Raw genomic sequence first — 25,699 nt, 5'->3', positions numbered from 1 at the left:
GCTGCTCTATTTATGCTTACCGGGTCGATTATGGCATTAATCAGTGCGATAGGAATTATTCGTCTGCCGGATGTTTTTACACGATCCCACGCTGGTACAAAAAGTTCTACACTTGCTGTACTATTGACCCTGCTTGGAGCATTTATTTATTTTGCTTCCAATCAAGGATTTTACAGTGTCCGGCTGCTGCTCGGAATTGCTTTTGTGTTCTTAACTGCTCCCGTAGCAGGGCATCTTATCACACGTGCGGCTTACCGGGCGAATGTAAAAATGGCTGATACGACTGTGGAGGATGAATTGAAAGAAGTGACAGATAAAGTAAAAGAAGAAGCGGAAAAAGAGCGCAGTGAAACTGGAGAAGTCATTATAGAAGACGAAAAGAAAGCAGACAAAGAGCATTCTGAATAGAGTGCTCTTTGTTTATAATTCTAAAATAACAGTGCATACTTTTAAAAGGGAGACAGGTTTTTAAGAGCGTTGAAGAGGGAAGTAGGATAGAGAAGTACATAGGGGGTTAGAAAATGGTAAAACCAATCGTGCAAGATAAAGGAATGGATCATACCATCGATTTTTTAAGAGACGGTTATTTTTATTTTTCTAAACGAATGAACGAGTATCAGGAAGATGTTATCGGATCACGTATATTTGGAAGAAAGCTGGTGATGCTGCGAGCGGAGGAAGCAGCAGATTTAGTAAAGGATACGACTAAGTTTAAGCCTGAGAAAAGTATCTCTGAACTGTCCGCCAGCTCGCTGAGGGAAGAAAATGGCGTATTTTATCTGGCAGACATCGATCAACATCAGGAGAAAGCCTGGTTTCAAGATGTCTTCTCTGCAGAAAAGCGGGAAGAGTTGGAAGCAATTATCCGCCAGCGCTGGGAAGAAAGAATAGAAGCATGGAAAATAAACCCGTCTATTGATTTTGTTGCGGAAATGGAAGAGATGTGGGTGATTGCTGTTTGTAACTGGCTGGGGATTCCGATTCGTGCAAACAATCTAAAACAGCGTACCACGGATATACAGGAGCTTGTTCAATTATTTTCAAAGTATGGATTCAATCGCTGGAAAAGAAAACAAGCGAAAAATCGAATAGAAAAGTGGCTTGTCTTCTTAATTCGTCAGCTGAGAGCAGGTAAAATCCATGTCGATGAAGAGAAGATATTGTCTAAACTGGCTTGGTATGAAGATGAATCAGGTCAAATTTTACAGACAGGAAAAGTGGTTCAGGAATTATTATTTCTTATCCGGACCTTTGCAGCTTCCGGCAGATGGGTTGTCTTTTGTCAAATAGCACTGATTGAGAATCCAGAATTAAAGGAACGGCTTCAAGTGGATCATCAATATGTTGATTGCTTTATCCATGAGGTTATCCGCTTCTACTCCATGATTCCTTTTGCTGTAGCAAAGACACAGGAGCAGCTTTTCTGGAAGGAGATGTTTTTTGATAAAAATCAATTGGTTTTGTTTGATATACATGGCATCAATCATCATCCTGATAAGTGGCTTCATCCCGACTTATTTCAGCCGGATCGATTTTTAGATATTTTACCTGACTTTGGAGAAGGGGCGGCGAAAGAGCTCGCTTCTGCGAATGAGAATATAACAATGCAGCTCATGAAGATTAGCTTGTCTTATCTCCTGCGGGCCGATTGGATAGCTCCGAATCAGACCTTCACCTGCCGTGGCACGGAAATTCCGGCACGGCCAAAAAATGGCATGCCGCTTGATTTTTACCATCAATCTTTTGTAGAGGATATGTAAGGGCGGTTTCTATTGAATCGGACAGTGATGTAATAAAATACATTTTTCACGGTCAATTGCATTGCGATAAAAAGCCAGTTTGAACAAGAAATAACTTCTTGTTCAAGCTGGCTGATGTTATCTATTATTCACTCATCAATTCGCCTACGATAGAATAGGAATAAAGTCTTTCCTTAATATCGTAAATCTGTGAGGTGATTATAATTTCATCTGCATCTGTTTCTTTACGGAATGCTTCTAACCCTTTACGGACAGTTTCTTTGTTGCCGATAATAGTTGTCTTCGGACTTAAAGACTCTTGCACAGCAGCTTTTTCTGCTGGAGACCAGATGGCATCCATGTTCTCAACAGGCGGCTGCAGTTTAGATTCTATCCCTTTTCGCAGATTTAAGAATTGCATCTGATGAGAGGTAGCTAAATAAGCTGCTTCTTCATCGGTATCCGCTGCAATGACATTGACTGCAACCATTGCATACGGTTTATCAAGTGCTTCAGACGGCTGGAACCGATCACGATAAAGCTCTAATGCAGGAACGGTATATGCAGGTGCAAAATGGCTGGCAAATGAAAATGGCAAGCCCTTTTCCGCCGCTAATCGTGCACTAAAATCGCTGGAACCAAGCAGCCAAATCGGGATATCTAAGCCCTGTCCAGGTATTGCCTTTACTCGGGAAACTGGATTGCTTGAAAAATAATCCTGCAATTCATTGACTTGCATCGGAAATTCCTCTGGACCGGCATGAAGGGTACGGCGCAGAGCAAAAGCGGTCGCTTGATCACTTCCTGGTGCCCGGCCTAATCCTAAGTCTATCCGATTCGGATAAAGGGATTCCAGTGTGCCAAATTGCTCTGCAATGACCAGACTGGCATGGTTTGGCAGCATGATTCCTCCTGAACCGACACGGATGGAGTTGGTATGCCCGGCAATATGGCCGATCAATAAAGAGGTTGCTGAGCTTGAGATTCCTTTCATGTTATGGTGTTCTGCAAACCAATAGCGGTGAAATCCCAGTTTCTCAACATGCTGTGCTAAACGGACACTTTCCTGAAATGCCTGTTTAGCATCTCCTTCTTCAATGATTGGTGCGAGATCGAGTACAGATAAAGGTATATTTTGAAACTTTTTGTATGATTGTGTATCCATTAAATCCCTCCTTCACTAATGAAAATGATAAAGGTTTCTTAGGGCAGCGTCCAATGTTTAAACTTATGGCGTAAGAAGAAGTTACTTTTTGCCTCTTTATCCAGGGGGAGGGGATTGCAGTTACCAATGTTATCAGGTTAATGAATTTTATTAATTTTGATACAGATAGTAGTAAAACCTATCTAGTGGAGGAAAAACACGGAGACTCCTATGGGAAAGCGTAATGGTTTTCGGTGGGGCGAGTAATCGCAAAAGCTCTTCGATGGGACGAGTAATCGCAGTCCCAGTCCCAGTGTGAAGACCCCGCAGAAAAAAAGCGAACTTCTTTTTTTCTACCACAGGCATAAGCGCGACTATGCTTCTGTCTGCGCCTGTCGGCTTGCCAATCGCTAAGTCTTCTTTAGAGGAGATGAGCTCGGGGCCCATGGAAAGCGTAGTGTTTTTCTGGGGTTGCGATTACTCACCCTATCAAATATCGCCTTAGCGGACATCTCCTTGGCAGGAACATCCGGTGTTTTAAAAACCAAGTGATTTTCTTGATTCATCTAATGAAAAGAATGTGAAAACTATTTGCTAACCTGGTCGTAATCAAGTAATATAGGGAAAGCAGAAAAAATGAAATGAGGGTATTTTTGATGAGTCATTCATCTATTTACGGATTAACATATGAACAATTGCAGTCGTGGTTAATGGAACATGGTGAAAAACGTTTCCGTGCTGAGCAAGTGTGGAACTGGTTATATAAAAAACGGATTGACCGCTTTGAAGATATGAATAATGTCAATCAGTCAACGATAGATCTTTTAAAGGAAAATTTTGTCCTGCATACAATGGCTGAAGAAATTCGCCAGGAGTCAAAGGATGGAACGATTAAATTTTTATTCAAGCTGGCAGACGGCAATGTGATTGAGACGGTCCTGATGCGTTTTAATTATGGATTATCTGTCTGTGTGACAACACAGGTAGGATGTAATATCGGCTGTTCTTTCTGTGCAAGCGGGCTGCTGCGTAAAAGCCGTGATTTAAACAGCGGTGAAATTGTCGAGCAGATTATGAATGTACAGAAGCATATGGACGAGCGCGGGGAAGAAGAGCGTGTCAGCCATATAGTAGTGATGGGAATTGGCGAGCCGCTCGATAACTATAAGAATTTAATGGATTTCCTATACATTGTGAATGATGATGGCGGATTAAATATCGGTGCACGTCATATTACAGTTTCGACAAGTGGACTGGCACATAAAATGTATGAATTTGCAGATGACCCGATACAAGTCAATTTGGCTATTTCTTTACACGCTCCAAATAATGAATTACGTACACAAATTATGAAAATCAACCGTGCCTTCCCAATTGAAAAACTGATGAAGGCAGTAGATTACTATTTAGAGAAAAAGAATCGCCGGATTACGTATGAATACATCATGCTTCATGATGTCAATGATCATAAGAAGGAAGCATTGGAACTGGCTAAGCTGATCAGGAACCACCGTCATTTAGCTTACGTGAATCTAATTCCTTATAATACGGTCGATGAGCATATAGATTATCAGCGCAGCAGTTCAGAGAATATCCAAGCCTTTTATGAAACATTGAAGGCTGAAGGAATTCAATGCGGTGTCCGCTGGGAGAATGGTGCGGATATTGATGCAGCCTGCGGTCAATTACGCAGTAAGCAAATCAAAAAGACAAAAGCAGTTTAATATACAGTGAAAGAGGCTTGCTCTGAGACAGGGCAGCTTCTTTCTTTATAAATGGGGCAGGATAGCCGGGGGAGGAGTAATGTATTGGATAAATCAGTTCTCATCAGAGAAATCGAAGCTAAGGATGATAAAGCTATGGAAGCGATCATTAAGCGCTCCTTAGAAAAACATCATCTCGATCATGAAGGAACAGCCTATACAGACCCGCAGCTCGCTGAGTTAAGCTCTTATTATCAAGCACGGCCAAAGGATAAATATTGGGTAATGGAGCTGGATGGGGAAGTCGTTGGCGGTGTTGGAATAGGTATATATAATGAAAAACAGTCTATTTGTGAGCTGCAGAAGCTTTATTTGGCTCCCGCAGCCCAAGGAAGGGGTTTGTCCCGGAAACTAATGAAAACGGCTCTGGACTATGCTTCTGTGCATTTTAAACAATGCTATCTAGAAACAAGACATGAGTTGGAGGCAGCGAGCAGCTTATATGAAAAATATGGCTTTCAATCCTTGGAGAAACCCTTGGAAGGAAGCGAACACTCGGCTATGGACCGCTGGTATATCAAGGTATTATAAAGAAAGGGCAGCTTCGTTAAAATTGAACGAAGCTGCCCTTTCTTATGCCCGGTGCACAAAGTAATACGTTATTTCTTGTTGTTTAACCTGCCATCCATAGAAATAATCCGATTTTTCCCGCTGTTTTTTGCCTTTAACAACAATTCATCAGCTTGTAAATAAGCATTCTTAAGCTTCGTCAGACGATTATTATGGATATAATACATCCCAAATGAGGCGGTATAAGGGATGCTGACAGCTTCAGACCGGAATTCTGTCTGGGCAGGAGTATCCAAAATAGTATCTTTTAATTCATTTAGGAATAGCTGGCAATCCGCAAAGGTTTTATTCCTGAGAATAATGGTAAACTCCTCTCCGCCAGTACGGAATACATAATCACTGGAATTTATATTTTTTTGCAGTATTTGTGCGAAGTGCCGGATGACACTATCGCCGACAACATGATTAAATGTGTCATTGATAGATTTAAAAGCATCAATATCACCAATAATTAATGCAATATTTTCTTCCTTCTCGTCTAACTCCTGCATGACTTTATTCAGATAGGTCCGATTGTAAATATTCGTTAGAAAATCGGTATAGGCCATTTTTTTAAATCGTTCGCTTTCCTGTTTTTGGAGTAAAAGCTTGGTATGAAATATCCCGGCGCGTCCTACGATATAACTCAATAGGAAAATAGCAATCACTGCTTCCCATTGGCCTTCAGATATAAATGTGAAAAGCAGCCCGTTTGTCAAAGCTGTTTTAAGCAAATCAAGCATGCTCCGCCCGGTAATAAATTCAAATGCTTCCTGTTTCGAATGCATATTTTTAGTAACAAGCATGATTAATATTAAAAAACAGGAAGAAATAACATCCATTAAAATAATTAAAAAGAACACAACCAGCCAGAACGAGAAGGGGAGGCCCTGTACAGCAGGATATATAATATGAAAACCATAGAATCCAATCGTACAGAATAAAGTCGGCGCACCAATATTATAAAAGGTATGCAGCAGTTCGTCCTCATCTGCTGTACCGGTGATTTTCCGATGAAAATATACATAAAATCGATTTGCAATTTCAAATAGAAATAAGCCTAATGGACCTGCTAATAAAACGAGGGAAAAACTATAGGAAATACTGTAATCAATATTCATTTTTCCAGCCTTAACAAGCGTCCTTAAGTGGACAAAAAGGATAGAAAAGAGAAGGTAGATGGAATAAATCAAAATATAAGAGTTTACATCCAGAAGTAATGTACCATAACTGACCGAAAGCAGAGCAGCCATGGTAAAAATCGATAGGATCACTATACGCAGGTATAATCGGACCATTATAAGAACCTCTCCATTTCAAAGAATAGTAATTGGATTTTCCACCGGTCTGATACTCCAAGTAAAAAAGAAGCGGTGAATTAGACCTAATTATATGGCAAGTAGAATCATAGCTGCGCAAATTTAAATAGATATAAGTAAATAAAGGATGTTTTTACATTTCCCACCAACTATAAAATACAAATATTTACTTATTCTAAGTTAGTAATATTCATATGTATTTAGTTATATTTTATAGAAAATTGTAATATTTAACAAGTATTAATTTTGATTTTGTAAAAAAGAGGGTAGAGTTCACAGGTAGAAAACATTAGTAAACAATTATGCACACAAGAAAACAATATTGTTTACATCGAATACAAAAATGTTTACTTGTAAACAATAATGTATATTAATTGATTTGATAGGGTTTATAAAAGTGTACAAAAAAACAAACATGTAAACATTTCGCTAAAATACTTGATGGATGGAGAAGATGTGTTTATGCTAGAGTTATAGTTTATCGAAGAAGATAACTATTAGATAGAATGGAAGTCTAGATAGATTGCTCATTCGTTTTATGTTGTATTATATAGAAGAAACGTAATTTTGAAAGGAGAATGGAAAATGACAAAGTCAAGAATTGCAGCAATTGATGTTGGAAATGATGCCTTAAAGGGGAATTTCGGTAAATTAGAAAATGAATACTACATACCCAATGTGGTAGCACCTGATTTAGAAGACAGGCCCGTTATTGGAATTGAAGAATTAGATACGAAGGAAGTACTGGATAATATTCATATCCGAATCCACTCCCCTGCCCTATCCGAAAATAACCTTGTTTACAGAGTAGGAAATCTGGCTACTAAAACAACCAACTCTCAGGAACTGGATCCAGGAAGCAGTAAATCAGAAGAAGATCAGACATTAGTTATGTTACTTGCTTCATTAGCATTAGATGCTGTATCAAGTGAAGCATTTAAAGAGAAAAACGGTGTTTATGATGCACTTTATACATTAGGTACAGGATTACCGCTTAGAGAAGTAAAAGAAGGAAAAGATGTGGGTTATCGTTCCCGTCTATTGGGCTCTGTACATCAGATAGAATTTTTAGTTACTCCGAAGCACCAGGGGAAAAAAGTAAATATTAAATTTGATGAAGTAAAAGTATATCCGGAAGGTTTTGCTGCATACGTCAATTTAATCATGGATAATGACTTAAAAGTTATCAACAAGGAATTAATTGACAAACAAATTTTAATTCAAGATATTGGCGGGTTATCCACAGATATTGCTGTTATTCGCAATAGAAATGTGGATGACGATAAAGCACAAGGTTTTAATATCGGTGTTTCCGAATCATTAGAACAAATTCGTGAAGAAATCAGGTCAAAACACGGTGTAGAACTGGACAGCAGAAGAGATGTCGTGGATATTATCACCAGAAAAAATAATCGTAATCATATTATGGTCAAAGGAAGCCGTACGAATGTTCATGATATAACAGATCATATTCTGCTGGAGCTTGCCAAGAAAGAATATCGTTATTTGCGGAACGTGTGGAGCAGGAATTCCCAGACAGAAATTTGCTATTTTGTCGGTGGCGGCTCTGCGGTGCTGAAAGATTACATCAAAGCGATCAATAATAAGCTGGAAGGCTACAATATTGAATTCTTTGAAGATGAGAATGAAAGCATCTGGATGATGGCTAATGCGTATTATAAATTAATTACCGATTTTGTGCAGAAGAATGAAAAGGTTGAGAAGGAAGAGAAGACTACGAAAGCGAAGTAAGGTGATTATTCTATGGGAAAGAATATCGAAAGAGGACAAACAATCACATTTCGAATTCCTTCAGATACTCCTGACTACTTACTAAGACAACTGCAGCAATTGAAGGAAACCGAACGGAGAAACTTCTCCAGTAAAATTGCGAGCTTCGTTTTAAAGGGTGTCAATGAAATGACAGTAAGGGAAAAGGAGACGGTTACGATTCCGCTCCCCCGACAGCTGACAAAGGAACAAAAAAGCTGGTTGAAGCATGAGCACTCAGAAGCTCTGATCGGGACGATTCTATATCAATTATTATCCGATCCTATGCGGGCAACGGCACTATTAACTTCTATGAACAGCGGAGTGGAAAATCTATTTACAGAGATAGAAGAACCAAGCAGCACCGCATCGGAAATAGAGGAAGAAAGCCTTCAGGAAGATTGGACTATGGACGATTTAAGTGCAGGTGATTTAATGATTCATCCTGCTGAAGAAGAAGAGAAAGAGGAAGAAGAACCCGACCCATTAGGTGATTTCTTTTCAAGTATGAATAAATAAAAAAGGAACAGCTGCCATGAAATATGGAGCTGTTCCTTTTTTATAAGAGTAAGAAATAAAATGTTGAGGATAGCCGCTCCAACGGGCTTCATGGAATGAGTAATCTTAGGCCTCAGAAATACACTACGCTTTCCATGGCCCCCGAGCTCATCTCCTTTAAAGAAGACTTAGCGATTGGCAAGCCGGCAGGCGCAGACAGAGCTAAAGTCGCACTTATGCCCCGAGGGTGAAAAGAAGACTTAGCGATTGGCAAGCCGGCAGGCGCAGACAGAGCTAAAGTCGCACTTATGCCCTGAGGGTAAAAAGAAGAACACTTTTTTTCCTGCGGGGTCTTCCCACTGAGGCAGGGACTGGGACTGCGATTACTCGTCCCATCGAAGAGCTTTTGCGGTTACTCGCTCCATCGAAAACCGTTGTAGCGGACATCTCTTTGGCGAGAACACCGATGTTTTAAAGACCAAGTGATATTTTTGATTTTTCTTATGCTATTATAAAACCCGCTTTTATTTATACATATCTGGGGATAATTCTGTGGAAATCTAAAGGATAACTTTTTGGTTATCCACCCATTATCCACAGGGGTAAATGTGGATAAAAAATTGCCAATAAAAATCGTTTCTAAATACTTTTATTTCTATTAAATTAAGCTATAATGAGAACTTGAGTTTAATAAAAATTAGCGGATTCTATTTTTGATAGAAATTTTATATCTATCCATTTAAGTTGAATTATTTAATCTATCTTTTGCATCTGACAAAATTAATTTTTTCTATAATAAGCACTTTAACTAGCGTAGTGTATTTCCAGAGTGCAGATAGAAGCTAAAATCTTTATTTCAACTAAATATATCACGTTACATTCAATTAAAAAATCTTATTCGCTGTATGATAAATGAATCGTAAGTATGAGCGGTTCAAAAAATAACGTTAACCATACGTTGTTCCCCCTTTGCTATTTTAAGCAGATAGTGCAGAAATCATTTGTTTTTTTGGACAAAAACAGATTTTAGTTATAACATCCTATCTCGAATTAAAATCTTGCGTAGTTGAATAATCTATGATAGTGTTTAATACAAGATATAGGCGAAACGAAAAACGTTTAGCACTACATATTGTGTCTTGTCAGGGTAATGTCTGAATTGCTGAAATGGTGAAGCCTGCTGTAACCTTGGTTTCCTCCATCAACTGATTGTATTTAAAATGGAGTAATCTACTATATATAGTACGGATAACAGATTACTTTTTATCATTTCATTCATCAGCAGATTTGCCTCACAAGGCGCTTATTATTTTGGAGAAATATGCTGTAAAGCCGTTGGAAGAGTATAAGTTTATTTTTATTATGATAAATAAATTGATTTTAAATAGATACATATGATTACAGGAGGCATAAAAATGACCATTATTATTAATCCGACATCGATTCAAGAAAAAATCAATCGTGCATCAGAAGGTTTGAAAGTAGATGCTGATGCTTGGTTTCAAAAAGCAGAAAAGCAGACACAAGGGGTTACTTCCAGTACGAAAGTGAATGATACCATTATTCAGACAGCCCTTGAAAATATAGATGAAGCAAATCCGGATTGGACGTATGCAGCTGCACGAATTTACGTGGAGAATTTATATAAAGAAGCTGCTGCCAACCGCGGCTATGACGAAAGAGAAAAATATGGTTCCTTTTATCATTTAATTAACATGTTAACCAATGAGGGCATTTATACACCTTCATTTCTGGAAAAATACTCAAAAGAAGAAATTGATCAAATTGGAAGACTGATTGTACCGGAAAGAGATAGGTTATTTAACTATTTGGGAATTTATACCATTGCTACACGGTATTTAGCAACGGATCATCAGAAGCGTGTATTTGAGCTTCCTCAGGAGCGCTGGCTGATTATTGCGATGCACCTTATGCAGGATGAGCCGCAAAATAAACGGGTGGAATATATTCAGGAAGCTTACTGGGCATTAAGTAATCTATATATGACTGTAGCGACACCAACATTAACCAATGCGGGAAAAACACATGGCCAGCTTTCCAGCTGCTTTATTGATACTGTAGACGACAGCCTGCAGGCGATTTACGACAGTAATACCGATATTGCCAAGCTTTCTAAAAACGGCGGCGGAATCGGTGTTTACATGGGTAAAATTCGTGCACGGGGCAGCTCAATCAAAGGATTTAAAGGAATGTCCAGCGGTGTTGTGCCATGGATCAAACAGTTAAACAATACAGCAGTCAGCGTGGATCAGCTTGGAACCCGTAAAGGTGCGATTGCGATTTATTTAGATGTATGGCATCGTGATATCGAATCATTCCTTGATTTGAAGCTTAACAATGGGGATGACCGCATGCGTGCGCATGATATCTTCACTGGCGTATGCTTGCCGGACTACTTTATGGAGCAGGTTGAAAACCGCGGCGATTGGTATTTATTTGATCCGCATGAAGTACGTCAGGTAATGGGCTATTCTCTAGAGGACTTTTATGATGAAGAAAAAGGAAATGGTTCATGGCGTCAAAAATACGAAGAATGTGTCGCAAATGAAGATTTATCAAAAGAAAAAGTACCGGCGATTGAAATTATGAAGCGTTTGATGCGTTCTCAGTTAGAATCTGGCACGCCTTTCATGTTCTACCGTGATGAAGTAAACCGTCAAAATGCAAATTCACATGAAGGTTTGATTTATTGCTCGAATCTGTGTACAGAAATCACACAAAATCAGTCGCCTACTGAATTTGTAGAAGAATTTTTAGAGAGTGAAAATACAATTGTAAGAAAATATAAAGCTGGAGACTATGTGGTTTGTAATTTGAGCTCGGTCAACCTTGGAAGAGCTGTTTCCAATGATGTATTAGAGCGTCTGATTCCGATACAGGTAAGAATGCTGGATAATGTGATTGATATTAATACGCTGCCGATTATGCAGGCAACGATTACAAATCAAAAATATCGCGCTATTGGTCTTGGAACGTTTGGATGGCATCATCTTCTTGCGCTAAAAGGAATCGGCTGGGAAACAGAAGAAGCTGTTCAATATGCAGATGAACTTTACGAAAATATTGCTTATTTAACGATTAAAAGCAGTATGGAGTTAAGTAAAGAAAAAGGTGCTTATTCTGTTTATGAAGGAAGTAAATGGAGCACAGGTGCTTATTTTGACCAAAAAGGCTATACAGACTCTAAATGGACTGCATTAAAAGAAGAAGTCAAAGAGAATGGAATCCGTAATGGTTATTTAATGGCTGTTGCACCGAACTCTACAACGGCAATGATTGCTGGTTCGACAGCAAGTATCGACCCGATTTTCCAAGTGTTCTATCATGAAGAAAAGAAGGATTTTAAAATACCTGTTACAGCGCCGGCTTTAGATCATAACACGTATAATATTTATCGCCGTTCTGCATATATTGTAGACCAGCGTTATTCTGTCAGTCAGAATGCAAAACGCCAACGTCATATTGATCAAAGTTTATCATTTAATATTTATGTACCGAATACGATTCGCGCATCTGTATTACTCGACTTACACTTACAGGCATGGAATGAAGGATTAAAAACGACATATTATGTCCGTTCCACATCCAACGATGTCGAAGAGTGTGAGTGGTGTCAAAGTTGAGGATTCTCATTGCGTATTTAAGCTACAGTGGTAATACAGAAGAAGTTGCTGCGTATATTGGGGATTATTTAAATAAAGAAGGGGTAACAGTTGAGTGGCATCGAATCGGCATCGATGCACTCAACGATCCTGCTGATTATGACCTTGTATTTTTGGGTACCTTCACTTGGGAAAGAGGAGCTACACCAGATGAGGTAAAGGATTTTGTTATAGAAGTAGGATATAAACCCGGAAATATGGTTATTTTCGGAACTGGTGATACACAATTTGGCGGGGATGATTTGTTTTGCAAAGCTGCAGATAAATTAGCCCATTTTTATGGAAGCAGTTATCCGGCTCTTAAAATCGAACAATCGCCGCGTGGATCACAGGAGAATAAGATTGAACAGTGGTTAGAAGGAGTGCTGAATCATGCAAAAAGTTACGCTTGAGCGTGCTAAAACGTTAGAACCGCGTTTTCCAAATAAATCAACCGGCGTATTTGGAGGCCAATCAAGTGGCATTCTAAATTGGAATGATATTGCTTATCCACATTGGTATAAAATATATAAACGACTTGTCGGAAACTATTGGCAGGCCGATGAAATAAATATGTCTAGTGATGTAAAACAGTTTCCCACCCTGTCTGAAGAAGAGCAGGATGCGTATTTGAAAATAATTGGGCTGTTATCCACATTGGACGCACCGCAAACAAGAACAGCATTGTTGATTTCACTCTATGCAACAGATGCTTCTGTCCAATCAATTATGGCGGTTATCGCGCAACAGGAAGCAGTGCATAATGAAAGTTATTCTTATGTTCTATCCTCTGTCGTTTCCTGGAATGAACAGAATGAATCATTCCAATTAGGAAGAACAGATGAATTATTGATGAAACGGAACGAACTGTTAACAGAGCAATATAATACGTTTGTGGAAAATCCGACAATAGAAAATATCCTTAAAACATTAGTATATACTTCGCTGTTAGAAGGAATGTTTTTCTATTCTGGATTTGCTTTCTTCTATAATTTGGCGAGACAGAATAAAATGGTAGGGACCTCTACGATGATCAGCTATATCAACCGTGATGAATTGGAGCATGGCCGCTTTATTACAGAACTGTTCCGGGCTACATTAGCTGAGAATCCGGAGCATAATAATAAAGAATTCATTCAATGGGTTTATGACCATTTCCATCAATCTGTTGAACTGGAATTAGAATGGTCACATTATGCGCTTGCAGGTGTGGAAGGAATTGATATGGATGAGCTGGACGGCTATGTCAAATACCGTGCCAATAAAATGCTGCGTATGATGGGATTAGAAGAACTTTATCCAGAACATGTGGATAATCCTATGAAATGGATTCGTGCATATGTGGATAACGTGGATGGGACAAAAACGGATTTCTTTGAACAGAAATCACGTCAATATACGAAAACTAGTGATTTAAACGGTTTTGATGACTTATAAGAAAAGAAGCTTTTACGTTATATAACGTAAAAGCTTCTTTCGTATTTCAGAAAAATAACCTGTGGATAAATTTATAACTTATTCACAACACTACTCGTCTATCGTGGATAGTTCTCCTGTAACGGCATCGATAGCATAGGAACCGCCTGTTACCTTTCCGCATAATTGATACATTTTTGTTTGCTTATCATAAACATATACAGGTTCTACTTCGATATGCTCGCATAAACGCCCGGCAGCTGCTTCTGTATCCACTTTTACTGCTTCCGCATCAGCAAGGAAATCAAAAGCTTCCAATAACGCTGCTGTGTCCATGTAATTATCAACTTGTAATGTCTCTGGATTGATCAACAGCTTCAAGGATGGATAAAGAACCTTTGGTACAGGTGCTGCAGGGTCCAACCTTGCTAATAAATACCCACTGTCACGTTTTACAGAAGTCAGGCGCCAACGCCCGCTGTCGTTTGGAAACTCCTTCCGCAGCATATCCGTAATCTCGGTTACCATCTTCTCTATGGTGTCCTTCTCAATGGGCCTATTGTTATCTGGAGTTATGTTCTTTTGAAAAACTTCCTCCTCTGTAAAGGTATGCTTTAAATCGATTTCCTTTTTCTCTAATCTCTCCGTGGAAGGCTCCTCCCAGGTTAAAATCGTATCAAGAGGTGTGTAAGAAAGATTGTTCTCTGCCTGATTGAAATAGATAATAGAATCAGGAATTCGATTTGGAATAAGGAAGCTGGATATAACATAGAACGGCTTCCAAGCAGCAGTCAATTCGTCCGGGACTTCAATAAGCTTACAATGCTGCCTTGCCAGAGGATAGATAACCTCATCTACTAAATTAAAAGGCTCCCATTGAATTTGTGATTCATCCGCAAACTTTCCATGCATATAGAAGCTTGATAACATTCCTTCCTCATTAAAAGAAATCGTGATTGTTCCTCCGGGGAAAAGTCTGATATTATCCACAGCAGCGTGGAAAACAATTTTTTCTTTTGCTTCATTTACAAGCTTGAACTGTCTGCCGTAATCTAATTGGGTCTGCTCCTCTATCCATTCAATCATGGCTTCCATGTTATCCGCTTGTGGAAATAACTCAGCAGGTAACCGATTTTCTCCCTTCACAAAAATAATATGATTCAGTTTTTTTGTGTCGGTATCCACAGCTATTTCAACAGTTCCAGCCGGGTTTAAATCATCGGTTTTATCTATTCCATTTGGGAGCCAAGTCATACTTAAATGAATTTGGTCTTCCTCATGCTGAACGAAATCATAATTTTCTAAATAAAAATCAGTCAGTTGAAATTGTTCACGTGTTGTTTCAATTATTTGTTTTGTAGCAGGATGCATAGGTATACCTCGCTTTTTGACTTATAGATTGATTAAAGTATAACATGCTATCTTCTCATTCTAAAGAAATGCATCAGCATGAAAAAACGGCTTCGAAGTATTTTCGAAGCCGTTTCATCCTATTAATTTAAATGATTAATAAGTCCATTGGTAATTGCGCGGGCTACGCTAGATTGATAGTCACCTGTCTGCACAACGGTTAGGTCATGCGGATTGGTAATATAGCCAAGTTCAATCAGCACAGATGGCGCATTTGTGTTTTCGAGCACTTTATATCCCGCCTGTTGTGTGCCTCTGGATGGCAGAGAAACAGTAGAAGACAGAGTGCTGTTAAGTGAGCTGGCTAAAGCAGCATCAGAATCAGAGTTGTAATAAGTTGTTACTCCGCTCACTGGCACAGCAGAGAAACTATCATAATGTAAACTGATAAAAGCATCGGTATTATAGCTGTTACTGATTCGTGCTCTTTCGTCTAATGAAACAAAATAATCGCCATTTCGGGTCATGATTACATTTGCTCCGGCTTCTTCCAGCTGCTGCACAACATAATCTGCTGTAGAGGTGACAACATCTTTTTCATAGATATTATTTAATCCGATGGCTCCCGGATCTTTCCCGCCATGACCAGGGTCAATGACAATGGTGTGTCCGGATAGAGAACCAGAGCTGCTGGACTGTGTCTGAGCTGCTTCGACAGTTGGAGCAGTATTTTCTGTTGCTGCTTCTTCACTGCTGCTTCCATCTGTTGTCAGCCAGGAAGCAATCCATCCTGTTTCGCCGTTGCCTAAGGAAATCTCAATCCAATCCCCTGAAGTGGAGTTGACATCAAAGGAATCTCCTTGATAAGCATAGGAAATAATCGTATCTGATGTGCTCGGACCGGACCGGACATAAATGCTGTCAGCAGAAACAGTCACTGATCCGGAAGAATTTACAGCCGGCTCTGCAGCCGGTTCTTCATTTACTGTTTCTTCTGCAGCTGGAGCTTCTTCCTGACTGGGGCCGCCAGTTGAAATAAGATGGTGCTTGGCGACCCATACAGGTTCACCGCCATAATAAGTCTGAACCCAACCATGCTGTTCGTCAAACGCATTCACCTTATCTCCCTTTGTAAACTGACCAACCAGAGACGCATCGTTAGACGGCTCGCTTCGGATGTTTAACACAGCAGAGCTTACTTCATAACTGTCGCCATTTGCCAAGCTTGCATTCGGCAAGAAAAAACTAAGTATAAATAATATTGCAGCCAATAGATAAATCTTCTTTGTTTTCTTTTCCATTGAATCCTCCTCTAGATGACTAAAATGAATTACATGATTGGATACTAATAGAATAGCCTAAACATAGAAGAGTTTAAACCTGGAAAGGGAAAAATAATTAAATAAGACTAGCATTTTTAGATTCATTTAGGATTAAGTAGTTATTTTGGGAAAATAATAACAATTCTTTCATTAAGGGAATTATTTATATTTAATTGATAAATCCCTGTTGGCGTCATCAACAGGAAAGGATTGTAATCCTAGTCATCCGTAAAAGAAAGCAGTGTGGAAGCAGCTTTAAAAGCTCTTTTATCATGTAATATGTCACCTGGTTTACTGGCTTTTCCAATCACATATCCCGCAAAATGCATTTTATAAAAGTCACATATATATTGAAATTGCTGAATAAGCGGCAGCCCTTTAATAAATGGATTGTCACCCCCGACGATAATTAGATATACCTTCTTTTGAGACAGTTTTTCTCTGAAATCAGGATAATCTGAATCTCTTAAGATTTGCGACCAGCGATCAATAAACAGCTTCATAAGAGCGGACATACTATACCAATAAATAGGGGTGGCAAAAACAAGCGTATCATGTTCTAACAGCATATCAATAAGTTTTGTATGATCGTCATTTACTGGGGTGAATCCATTCATATCATGTCTTTGATCAATGATGGGATGAATAATATAGTCACGTAAATAAACGTGCGTGCCCTGACTTTTAGGCACAGCTTCATAGGTTAATATTTCTGTATTACTGTTTTGGCGTGTTGATCCATGAAACACAATCGTACTCATAAACATCCTCCTTCTATATAAAACGAAACTTCATGCAGCAGGAGTTGTTGCTCCTCTCCAGCTGAATTAGCCTGAATAATTCAGGGAGTCCATATCTGTTCTCTCCCGCCTGAATAAATTTAAATTCACTCTTTATGGTGAGACGGGGTTTACGGGCAGTTCTCCATGATAAATGAAGAAGCGGGGGAGAGGAAATAAAGATAGCAGCTTGCAATGAATGGAAGGGATTCTATCATTTATTTAGTATGAAGATTTTTAGATTTTTACTTAAAAAAGCAATATGATAAAGAATATGTATGACCTTGTCAGTGTATGCATGAACGAAAAAAACAGAGGCAGGAGAGCAGGATGAACTGCTTCTGTCTCTGTTTTATCATCATATGATATTGTGGTGTTTCCTTCGTAATTAGAATCCGCTGCATCTGGCCCTGGGCGCTGAAAAAAAGGGTGCTGCCATGGTAGTGAGCCCGAAAATAGCTCTACATACGAATCCATTTCCAGATTTCTTTTGGTGTGGCGTTCTTTCCATATAAAAGAATTCCGACTTTGAAAATTTTCCCGGCAATCTTCATAAAAAGAAGGATACTTAAAATAATCACAGCAAAGGCAATCATAATCTCTATCCAAGGCCAATCATCCAGCATGGTCAACCGCATGAGCAATACAGAAGGTGCTGTGAATGGAATGTAGGTGCTCACGGTAGCAAGGATACCATCCGGATTACTGATTACCGGTCCAATAATGATAAATGGCAAAAATGGAAGCATCATTACAAAACCTTGCAGATTACCAGCACTGGACACATCCGACATGGTTGCACCGACGCCGACGAAAATGGCTGCAAACATCAGATAGCTCAAGAGAGCGATAAATACAAATAGAAGCGTTCTCGGGACAAGCAGGTATTCTAAAACCGGAACTTCTGTCTGCCAGATAATAAACGGCAGCAGGACGGCAATATAGACTGTAACTTGAATAAGACCTAAGATAAAATAACCGATAATTTTCCCCTGCATCAGCTCGGATGGTGTTAGAGAGGATAAAATAATCTCTGCAATCTTATCTTTTTTCTCTTGGGAAGCACTTTGAAAAATAGCCATCCCTGTAAAAGTGATGGAAAGCATGATTACCCCGGCAAAAACACCTGGCAGGATACTTTCCCAAGGATCCTCCAGGGAAGCAATCCCACTGCCTTCGCTTGTCGCTGCTTCATCCTGGTTAGTGCCCTCTGCGAAGGAAACAGGCTCAAGCAGCTGGTTTATTTCCCGTTCACTGAGACCAGAGTCTTTCGCTTTCATTACCTGGACGGGTCCGCTTAACGCCTGTAATTGCCCAGGAAATAATGGATCAGCTTCCTCGCTTGTATAAGTGGCGATTCGGTTCTCCTCCAAGGATTGTTCATTAATAAACAGATACGCTGTATAAGGCTCATTCACTTCTGTTACTTCCGATTTTAATGTATCAGTAGAGTGAAGCTCCCAGTCAAAACCACGTTCTTCATTAATCGCCTCGATGTCTTCATATATTCCTATGTCATCATTTACATAGACTGTCATAGTTTCAGCTTCATCTGAATCTGAAGAAAATAAAGAGGCGAGGAAGAAGAATAAAATAAATAAAGCCGGTGTAATAAATAATCCGATGACAAATGTTTTATTTTTTAAATTCCGTTTTATTTCCCATTTTGCTACTTTCAGTGAGTTCTGCATTTCAGGCACCTCCTTCCTGAGAGATAAGATGCTTATCTGTAGCAATATCAATAAAAATTTCGTGCAGAGAAATACGGTTAATATGTAGCTCTTGTACATCTAATTCTGCAGGTAATTGCTTTAGCCAATAATGAGGGATGACCCCTTTTTGCAGATGGAGAATCGAACGGCTGCCATTATGCTCAATCCGGTCGACTTCAGGGATTTTCTCCAGCAGAGCGGGCGGATTCTCACCATGCAAGATGCATTTGAAATTGGCATATTGCTTTTTAACTTCGTCCAACGTGCCATAAATCACTTTCTGGCCATGCTGTATCATAAAAAGCCGGTCACACATCTGCTCCACAAGATTCATTTGATGTGATGAAAGCAGAATGGCCGTTCCGTTCGCAGCTAAAGAAGCGATTTCATCTTTGAAAATCTCTTGACTGACTGGATCGAGACCGGAAAAAGGTTCATCCAGAATGAGCAGGTCTGGTTCATGAAGAATAGAACCGATAAATTGTACTTTTTGACTCATTCCTTTGGAGAGTTCTTCGACAGAGGTGTTTTCCTTTCCTTCTAAATCAAATTTCTTTAAATAGGTTAAGATGCGTTCCTTTGCTTTATCTAAAGGGTAATTCTTTAAATCAGCAAGGTATAAGAGAATATCCATCACCTTGACATCTTTATAGAGGCCTCTTTCTTCAGGAAGATAACCAATTTTAGATTTAGGAATGGCTTCTCCCGACTGCTGATGGAAGTGAACTTCCCCGCTGTCCGGATACATGATACCCATAATATTACGAATCGTGGTAGATTTACCCGCCCCGTTTGGCCCTAGTATAGCCATGATTTCGCCGCGGTTTACTTCAAAGGAAATTCCCTTTAAAGCTTCCTTATCCTTAAAAGATTTTTTAAGGTTCTGAACGGTTAATAAGGTCTTCATATAAACACTCCTCGTTCATCCCATTATAAAAACGGAAAATTCTTCTTATTTTATTGTACGGAAACCCTGTTTGAATGGTTTCAAAAAAATGATTATTACTGGTAATTTATTACGGAGAATTGTCCGTCAGTTATCCTCCTTCCTTTTTGGAATTGATGATTGTGTATCGCTCCTGCAACCAACCGCTCCGCTTTCCAACGTACAAATGTTTTTAATGGGATGAGTAATCGCAGCAATGTTGTCAGTTTAGTGCGACCGATGCGATTACTCATCTCATTAAAACTGTCGCTAGCTAGTTGTTTTTATCACATTTAATTATATTTTCCAATCATAGATTTTGGTGTTGACTCATTAATATATGGTATTTTTTAATTTACTACCAAACGGTATAGGGAAATGTGCATATTTAAAATCCATGAGGGGTGTGTTTCATTTTAAAAAGTAAAAGAAAAGAGCGAATAAAATATCCGTGTTTATGTAGATATAAATTATCCATAATTTACCTTCATCATTTGTTCATATTCGGAATAAAATGTGAATAAATTCACAAATTAGTATTTACTGATGCGTATCTGCATGATATTATAAAAGTGTACTAAAGGATATCCTCTTTAAATAAATGTGAAACAATGAACATGTTAAAAACAAATTATTTTATTAAATAAAGGGAGAGATTGACATGATGAACTTTTTAAGAACAAACAAGTACGTTGCGGGGCTTTGGGTGATTATTCGACTTTATCTTGGATTTAGATGGCTGACCTCTGGCTGGGGCAAAATTGTAGGCGGTGAATTTGATGCAGGTGGTTATTTGCAAGGTGCTATTGCACAAACAACTGGAGAAAACCCGGCTGTACAGGGCTGGTGGGCAACATTTCTTGAAACTGTAGCAATTCCGAACGCTGGACTATTTTCTGTATTTGTTATGTGGGGAGAAGTACTGGTTGGACTTGGACTAATCTTAGGTATTTTTACAAACCTTGCTGCTCTTATGGGCGTTGTGATGAACTTCTCTTTCTTGCTAAGCGGAACATTCTCTACAAACCCGCAAATGGCTATCTTAGGAATCTTCATTGCTATCGCTGGTGCAAATGCTGGAAGATATGGTCTGGACCGCTGGGTAATGCCTTATCTTAAAGAAACCTGGAATCAGCGTGTGAGAAAAGGAAAACAGCCTGAAACCAATGCAGCTTAAAGCAGCGGATTAAATAAAAATATAAAAAATACAGGAGAGCGGGGGTATCCTGCTCTCCTGTATTTTTTATGGGGCGGAAGAACCTCCTCCAAATTCTTTTCATGTTATTTGCTGAGAAACTCCTGTATAATAGCTTAGGAATGACAAAATGAAAGAAGGATGTTTATGTCGTCGGTTCAAGCGCAAGCCGTCTCGCAGAATGATAAGATTTTTTCGCGGGATTTTTTATATATTTGGATAGCGAACTTTTTTATTTTCTTAGGTTTTCAAATGACAATACCTACCATACCTCTGTTTGTGAAGGATCTTGGCGGCAGCGATCAAATGGTGGGAATCATTGTAGGTATTTTTACGTTTTCTGCCCTCCTGATACGTCCCTATGCCGGGCATGCGCTCGAAAATAAGGGGAGAGGGTTTGTTTACTTAATCGGATTAGGGATTTTTGTTCTCTCTGTAGGAGCATTTGCGTTTACAGCGAGCATTTTAATTTTAATTATAATACGAATTATTCAAGGTATCGGCTGGGGATTTTCAACAACAGCCGGAGGAACAATAGCAACCGATTTGATCCCGCCAAAGCGGAGAGGGGAAGGAATGGGCTATTTTGGTTTATCCGGAAATATTGCGTTGTCTTTCGGACCAAGTTTAGGCCTGACGCTGGTTGTGCTTATCTCCTATCAGCAGCTTTTTTTACTATGTGCATTTGGTGGTGTAGTGGCGTTTCTTTTTGCCATGCGCATCCGCTATAAAAAAGTTGACCCGGCTCATCAAACAAAGGTTGCGCGCTTTGACGTACTGGAAAAAAGCGCCCTGCAGCCATCGATTCTGCTATTTTTTATTACCTTTGCATTTGGTGGAATAGCGACATTTCTGCCTCTGCATGCGCAGGAAAGAGGCGTAGAGGGGATTCAAATCTATTTCTTTATTTTTGCAGTATTTATTATGGTTTCGCGGCTGTTTTCGGGTAGACTATATGATAGAAAAGGTCATAAAATGATTTTTCTGCCGGCAGTTTCGCTTATATTCCTGTCTATGCTTCTCTTAGCCTGGCTGCCCAACATAACTGTCTTATTGACAGCAGCAGCTTTATTTGGACTGGGATTTGGGGCAGTACAGCCTGCCCTGCAGGCATGGGCGGTCAATCGGGCGCCAGCTGACCGGAAAGGAATGGCAAATGCGACCTTCTTTTCCTGTTTTGATCTTGGAGTCGGCGTCGGGGCAATTTTGTTCGGGCAGATTGCAGCTATGCTTAACTATACATCTATCTATTTAATAGCAGCAGGCTCTATCGTTATTTCCATACTGATTTATGTATTTACTGCCCTTGGGAAATCATCTGACAACATAAAGGTGGGTTAACAGATTTGAAACAAATTAAAGATATCAATATAAAAAATGCGTTTCCTGATAATTTTTACCGTCGTGGTCTGAATTACTTTAGAACCAATAAAGTAAAGGATTTAATGTATAATCCGAATCAGTTGACTTGGTCGGCAACAGTCCAGGGTACAGAAGATTACTTTGTAGAAGTGAATACTAATGATTTGCAGCAGGGTTCCATCGACATGCATTGCGATTGTCCTGCATTTGAGGTGTACGGCTATTGCAAGCACATCGTAGCCACCTTATTAGCGGTTCAAAGCTATGAAAACAGTGATGTGAAACCGAAAGTAAATCACTATCGTTTAAATCGTTTTATGGAAGCTATCCGGGGAACGAGAAGTGTCACAGAAAACACTTCTTATCAGCATCCGGTAAAGGTAGAGTATATTGTAAGCTGGTCTTATTTGAGACATTTGCAGGTTGAATTGAAAATTGGCGAGAAGCATCGCTATGTGGTAAAGAATGCAGCGGACTTCTTAGAAAATTATTTTAGAAAAAGAGATCATTATTTCTCTAAAAAGTTTACATTTCAAGCAGGGAAGCATGTCGTGGAAGAAGCAGATCAAGAGATTTTTGAGCTGCTGTATCAGGCAAGCAAGAGTGCTGACCTGTATGATTCCTATAATTATGCAGGGAAAAGAAGCAGTGAAAGGTATCTTCTGATTCCGCCGGTACTTGCAAAAAATTTATTATATAAATTAATGGAACGGGAAACGGCTGTGAAAACAGAGCGGGAAGAATATAAAGAGGTGCAAATCGTTGACGGAGAGCTGCCTTTTCAATTTGACGTCATGAAAAACGATCAGCATATCTCGCTTAATCTGCAGCAGGGAAATGAAATGACATTCTTCCCTAACTATGATGTATTGTTTTTAGACGGTGTTTTCTATTTTCCTAAACGAGAGCAAGTTCCTGTTTTGAAGGAATTGGAAATGTTTCGTTTAGAGAATATTTACTTTGATGTTCCTGTTGAACAGACAGATACCTTTCTCTCTGAAATTATGCCGGCGCTGGAGACAGTCGGCCAGGTTCAATTAGATGAACGTATTGCGGATGAGGTCATCAAGGAGCCGTTAAAAGCAAGATGCTATTTAGAATTACGGGAGGATTTAATTGTCGGGCGTCTGGAATATCATTATGGCACACATGTGATTGACCCCTTTCAAGGAAAAAAAGATACGGATGTGATGCTGATTCGGGATGTGGATAAAGAAAGTCTTATTATGCAGCATATCGAAGAAGCAAATTTCAAATATAATGGCAGAGAACTTTATATGTCTGTGGATGAAGAAGACCTCTATTATTTCTTATATAAGATTTTACCTTCCTTAGATAAGGATGTAGAACTGTTTCTGTCCAGCGATTTTAAAAGGCTGTTCTTTGATTATGATCCGCAGCCGAGCACGAGTGTCCGGATGGAGGGGCAAAATAATTTATTAGAAATCGGTTTTTCCATTGATGGAGTAGACGATAATGAAATTAATCGAGTTCTTCAGGCTGTGATTGAAAAGAAACGCTATTTTCGTTTGAATTCCGGTCAAATGCTGGATTTGGATACGGAAGAATTTGCTTCCATCCAGCGGTTTTTTGACGGATTGGGAATGGATAAGGATGCCGTTCAGGACGGTCAGGTACAGATGCCGGTATATCGCGGTGCCCAGCTGGATGAGCTGCTCGATACAAAAAAACAGTATGATTCGAATTTCAGAGAATTGTTAAGCCATTTGAAGTCGCCGGAGGAACAGGTTTATGAACTGCCTGAAAACCTGCAGGCCTCCTTGCGAACCTATCAGAAGGTTGGTTACCAATGGTTTAAATCTCTGAGTCAGTATCAGCTCGGCGGAATTCTGGCAGATGATATGGGGCTGGGAAAGACCTTGCAGAGTATCGCCTATATTACGTCTGAAACGGAAGAGAATCCTGTCGGCCCGCATCTGATTGTAGTTCCATCTTCTGTAGTATATAACTGGAAAAGTGAGCTGGAGAAGTTTGCCCCGCACTTAACATCGGTTATTTTGACCGGGCAGCCGGCGGAGAGGCATAAGCGAATGGAAAGCGCCTCAGAGACAGATGTCTGGATTACTTCTTATGCAACCTTGCGTCAGGATATTGACTATTATCAAGAGATTATGTTCCAAACATTATTGCTGGATGAGGCGCAGTATATTAAGAACTATCAGACGAAAACCTCGAAAGCCATCCGTACACTTCATGCTACACGGCGGTTTGCGTTAAGCGGCACACCGATTGAGAATTCGATTGAAGAGCTGTGGTCCATTTTTCAGGTAGTCCTGCCTGGATTAATGCCGGATCAGAAGACATTTAGGCAGCTTGATTCCAGCAAAGTAGCCGCCATTACAAAACCGTTTATTTTACGGCGTTTGAAACGGGATGTGCTCAAAGAGCTTCCGGAAAAAATCGAATCCGTGCATATTTCGGAATTAACAAATGATCAAAAGGATTTATATGTCGGTTATTTAAGGAAGCTGCAGCAGGAAGCAGCGATGTCCATGCAGGAGGATTCTTTCCAGCAGAATAGAATGAAGATTTTAGCAGGATTAACGAGACTGCGCCAGATCTGCTGTCATCCTTCCATGTTTGTCGAAAACTATGAAGGAAGATCCGGCAAGCTGGAGCAGCTGATGGAAACAGTAGAAACAGCAATCAACAACGGCAAAAGACTGCTTATCTTCTCCCAATTTACCAGCATGTTAGACATTATTCGCGAACGGTTAGAGGCAGCAGAGCATGACTACTTTTATCTGAGTGGCGAAACCCCTTCTAAAAATCGTGTCGAAATGAGCGAACGATTTAATCAGGGAGAAAAAGGAATATTCCTTATTTCCCTGAAGGCAGGAGGGACTGGTCTGAATTTGACTGGTGCGGATACGGTTATTTTATATGATTTATGGTGGAACCCGGCCGTAGAAGACCAAGCGACTGGGAGAGCGCATCGATTCGGACAGAAGAATGTGGTGCAGGTCATCCGTCTGGTGACAGAAGGCACGATTGAAGAAAAAATTTATGAGCTGCAGCAAAAGAAAAGAGAATTAATTGATCAGGTTATCCAGCCTGGAGAAACGATGCTTTCTTCTCTAAGCGAGGATGATATTAAAGAACTTTTAAGTTTGTAGACATCAATGTAGAATATTCCTTTCTAAATAACAAAAAAGACGGCCATGCTCCGTCTT

The 25,699-nt window shown here is 39.6% G+C and carries 19 protein-coding genes; 12 read left to right on the top strand and 7 right to left on the bottom strand.

Annotation, left to right across the window (positions count from 1 at the left end):
* Positions 1 to 12 precede the first annotated feature (12 nt).
* On the top strand, positions 13 to 408 hold the full coding sequence (locus tag MKY65_RS21535) for a Na+/H+ antiporter subunit G (RefSeq protein ID WP_339185340.1): 396 nt from the start codon (positions 13 to 15) through the stop codon (positions 406 to 408).
* Between the two features lie 113 nt (positions 409 to 521).
* Positions 522 to 1,760, top strand: coding sequence for a cytochrome P450 (locus MKY65_RS21530; protein ID WP_339180594.1), 1,239 nt, complete (start codon positions 522 to 524; stop codon positions 1,758 to 1,760).
* A gap of 124 nt (positions 1,761 to 1,884) precedes the next feature.
* Here MKY65_RS21530 and MKY65_RS21525 read toward each other — a convergent pair whose 3' ends face one another.
* The gene (locus MKY65_RS21525) at positions 1,885 to 2,904 is read right to left on the bottom strand and encodes an LLM class flavin-dependent oxidoreductase (RefSeq protein WP_339180592.1); all 1,020 of its coding nucleotides are present in this window, start codon (positions 2,902 to 2,904) and stop codon (positions 1,885 to 1,887) included.
* Positions 2,905 to 3,539: 635 nt separating this feature from the next.
* On the opposite strand from MKY65_RS21525, the gene rlmN reads away from it, so the two are divergent.
* Together rlmN and MKY65_RS21515 are read left to right on the top strand one after the other, a co-directional pair.
* A complete protein-coding gene (gene rlmN / locus MKY65_RS21520) occupies positions 3,540 to 4,607 on the top strand; it encodes a 23S rRNA (adenine(2503)-C(2))-methyltransferase RlmN (RefSeq protein WP_042529247.1) in 1,068 nt (355 codons plus the stop codon).
* Positions 4,608 to 4,691: 84 nt separating this feature from the next.
* A complete protein-coding gene (locus MKY65_RS21515) occupies positions 4,692 to 5,177 on the top strand; it encodes a GNAT family N-acetyltransferase (RefSeq protein ID WP_339180590.1) in 486 nt (161 codons plus the stop codon).
* Positions 5,178 to 5,245: 68 nt separating this feature from the next.
* On the opposite strand, the gene MKY65_RS21510 is transcribed toward MKY65_RS21515, so the two are convergent.
* Positions 5,246 to 6,493 carry a diguanylate cyclase gene (locus tag MKY65_RS21510; RefSeq protein WP_339180588.1) on the bottom strand — a complete coding sequence of 416 codons (1,248 nt, stop codon included), beginning with the start codon at positions 6,491 to 6,493 and terminating at the stop codon, positions 5,246 to 5,248.
* A gap of 606 nt (positions 6,494 to 7,099) precedes the next feature.
* On the opposite strand from MKY65_RS21510, the gene MKY65_RS21505 reads away from it, so the two are divergent.
* The 5 genes from MKY65_RS21505 to MKY65_RS21485 all read left to right on the top strand — a co-directional run bounded on the left by MKY65_RS21505 (position 7,100) and on the right by MKY65_RS21485 (position 13,881).
* Positions 7,100 to 8,266: a ParM/StbA family protein gene (locus MKY65_RS21505; protein ID WP_339180585.1), complete on the top strand. Its 1,167-nt coding sequence runs from the start codon at positions 7,100 to 7,102 to the stop codon at positions 8,264 to 8,266.
* 12 nt (positions 8,267 to 8,278) lie between these two features.
* Positions 8,279 to 8,803 carry a hypothetical protein gene (locus MKY65_RS21500; protein ID WP_339180583.1) on the top strand — a complete coding sequence of 175 codons (525 nt, stop codon included), beginning with the start codon at positions 8,279 to 8,281 and terminating at the stop codon, positions 8,801 to 8,803.
* Between the two features lie 1,394 nt (positions 8,804 to 10,197).
* Entirely contained in the window at positions 10,198 to 12,426 is a 2,229-nt protein-coding gene (locus MKY65_RS21495) for a ribonucleoside-diphosphate reductase subunit alpha (protein ID WP_339180581.1), read from the top strand.
* Positions 12,411 to 12,857, top strand: a complete 447-nt coding sequence (locus MKY65_RS21490) for a flavodoxin (RefSeq protein WP_339180578.1) — start codon at positions 12,411 to 12,413, stop codon at positions 12,855 to 12,857. The genes MKY65_RS21495 and MKY65_RS21490 overlap by 16 nt, the downstream gene beginning before the upstream one ends.
* Positions 12,838 to 13,881 (top strand): ribonucleotide-diphosphate reductase subunit beta, encoded by a 1,044-nt coding sequence (locus MKY65_RS21485; protein WP_042529258.1) that lies wholly within the window; start codon positions 12,838 to 12,840, stop codon positions 13,879 to 13,881. Before MKY65_RS21490 ends, MKY65_RS21485 begins: the two co-directional genes overlap by 20 nt.
* Positions 13,882 to 13,971: 90 nt before the next feature.
* On the opposite strand, the gene MKY65_RS21480 is transcribed toward MKY65_RS21485, so the two are convergent.
* The 5 genes from MKY65_RS21480 to MKY65_RS21460 all read right to left on the bottom strand — a co-directional run bounded on the left by MKY65_RS21480 (position 13,972) and on the right by MKY65_RS21460 (position 19,930).
* Positions 13,972 to 15,231, bottom strand: a complete 1,260-nt coding sequence (locus MKY65_RS21480) for a hypothetical protein (protein ID WP_339180576.1) — start codon at positions 15,229 to 15,231, stop codon at positions 13,972 to 13,974.
* Positions 15,232 to 15,353: 122 nt separating this feature from the next.
* Positions 15,354 to 16,511, bottom strand: a complete 1,158-nt coding sequence (locus MKY65_RS21475) for an N-acetylmuramoyl-L-alanine amidase (protein ID WP_339180574.1) — start codon at positions 16,509 to 16,511, stop codon at positions 15,354 to 15,356.
* A 239-nt stretch (positions 16,512 to 16,750) separates the two neighbouring features.
* The gene (locus tag MKY65_RS21470; RefSeq protein ID WP_339180572.1) at positions 16,751 to 17,293 is read right to left on the bottom strand and encodes a flavodoxin family protein; all 543 of its coding nucleotides are present in this window, start codon (positions 17,291 to 17,293) and stop codon (positions 16,751 to 16,753) included.
* A 479-nt stretch (positions 17,294 to 17,772) separates the two neighbouring features.
* On the bottom strand, positions 17,773 to 19,002 hold the full coding sequence (locus tag MKY65_RS21465; protein ID WP_339180569.1) for an ABC transporter permease: 1,230 nt from the start codon (positions 19,000 to 19,002) through the stop codon (positions 17,773 to 17,775).
* A 1-nt stretch (position 19,003) separates the two neighbouring features.
* Complete coding sequence (locus MKY65_RS21460) at positions 19,004 to 19,930, bottom strand: ATP-binding cassette domain-containing protein (RefSeq protein WP_339180567.1); 927 nt, start codon at positions 19,928 to 19,930, stop codon at positions 19,004 to 19,006.
* 679 nt (positions 19,931 to 20,609) lie between these two features.
* Here MKY65_RS21460 and MKY65_RS21455 point away from each other — a divergent pair.
* From MKY65_RS21455 to MKY65_RS21445, 3 genes are all read left to right on the top strand, one after another.
* The gene (locus tag MKY65_RS21455; protein WP_042529269.1) at positions 20,610 to 21,125 is read left to right on the top strand and encodes a DoxX family protein; all 516 of its coding nucleotides are present in this window, start codon (positions 20,610 to 20,612) and stop codon (positions 21,123 to 21,125) included.
* 165 nt (positions 21,126 to 21,290) lie between these two features.
* Entirely contained in the window at positions 21,291 to 22,484 is a 1,194-nt protein-coding gene (locus MKY65_RS21450; RefSeq protein WP_339180563.1) for an MFS transporter, read from the top strand.
* A 5-nt stretch (positions 22,485 to 22,489) separates the two neighbouring features.
* Entirely contained in the window at positions 22,490 to 25,642 is a 3,153-nt protein-coding gene (locus MKY65_RS21445; protein ID WP_339180560.1) for a DEAD/DEAH box helicase, read from the top strand.
* Positions 25,643 to 25,699: the final 57 nt, after the last annotated feature.

It is taken from the genome of Oceanobacillus sp. FSL W7-1293 (assembly GCF_037969815.1).
GTDB classification, from domain to species: domain Bacteria; phylum Bacillota; class Bacilli; order Bacillales; family Amphibacillaceae; genus Oceanobacillus; species Oceanobacillus oncorhynchi.
This window is presented reverse-complemented; position numbering and strand designations above follow the sequence as displayed.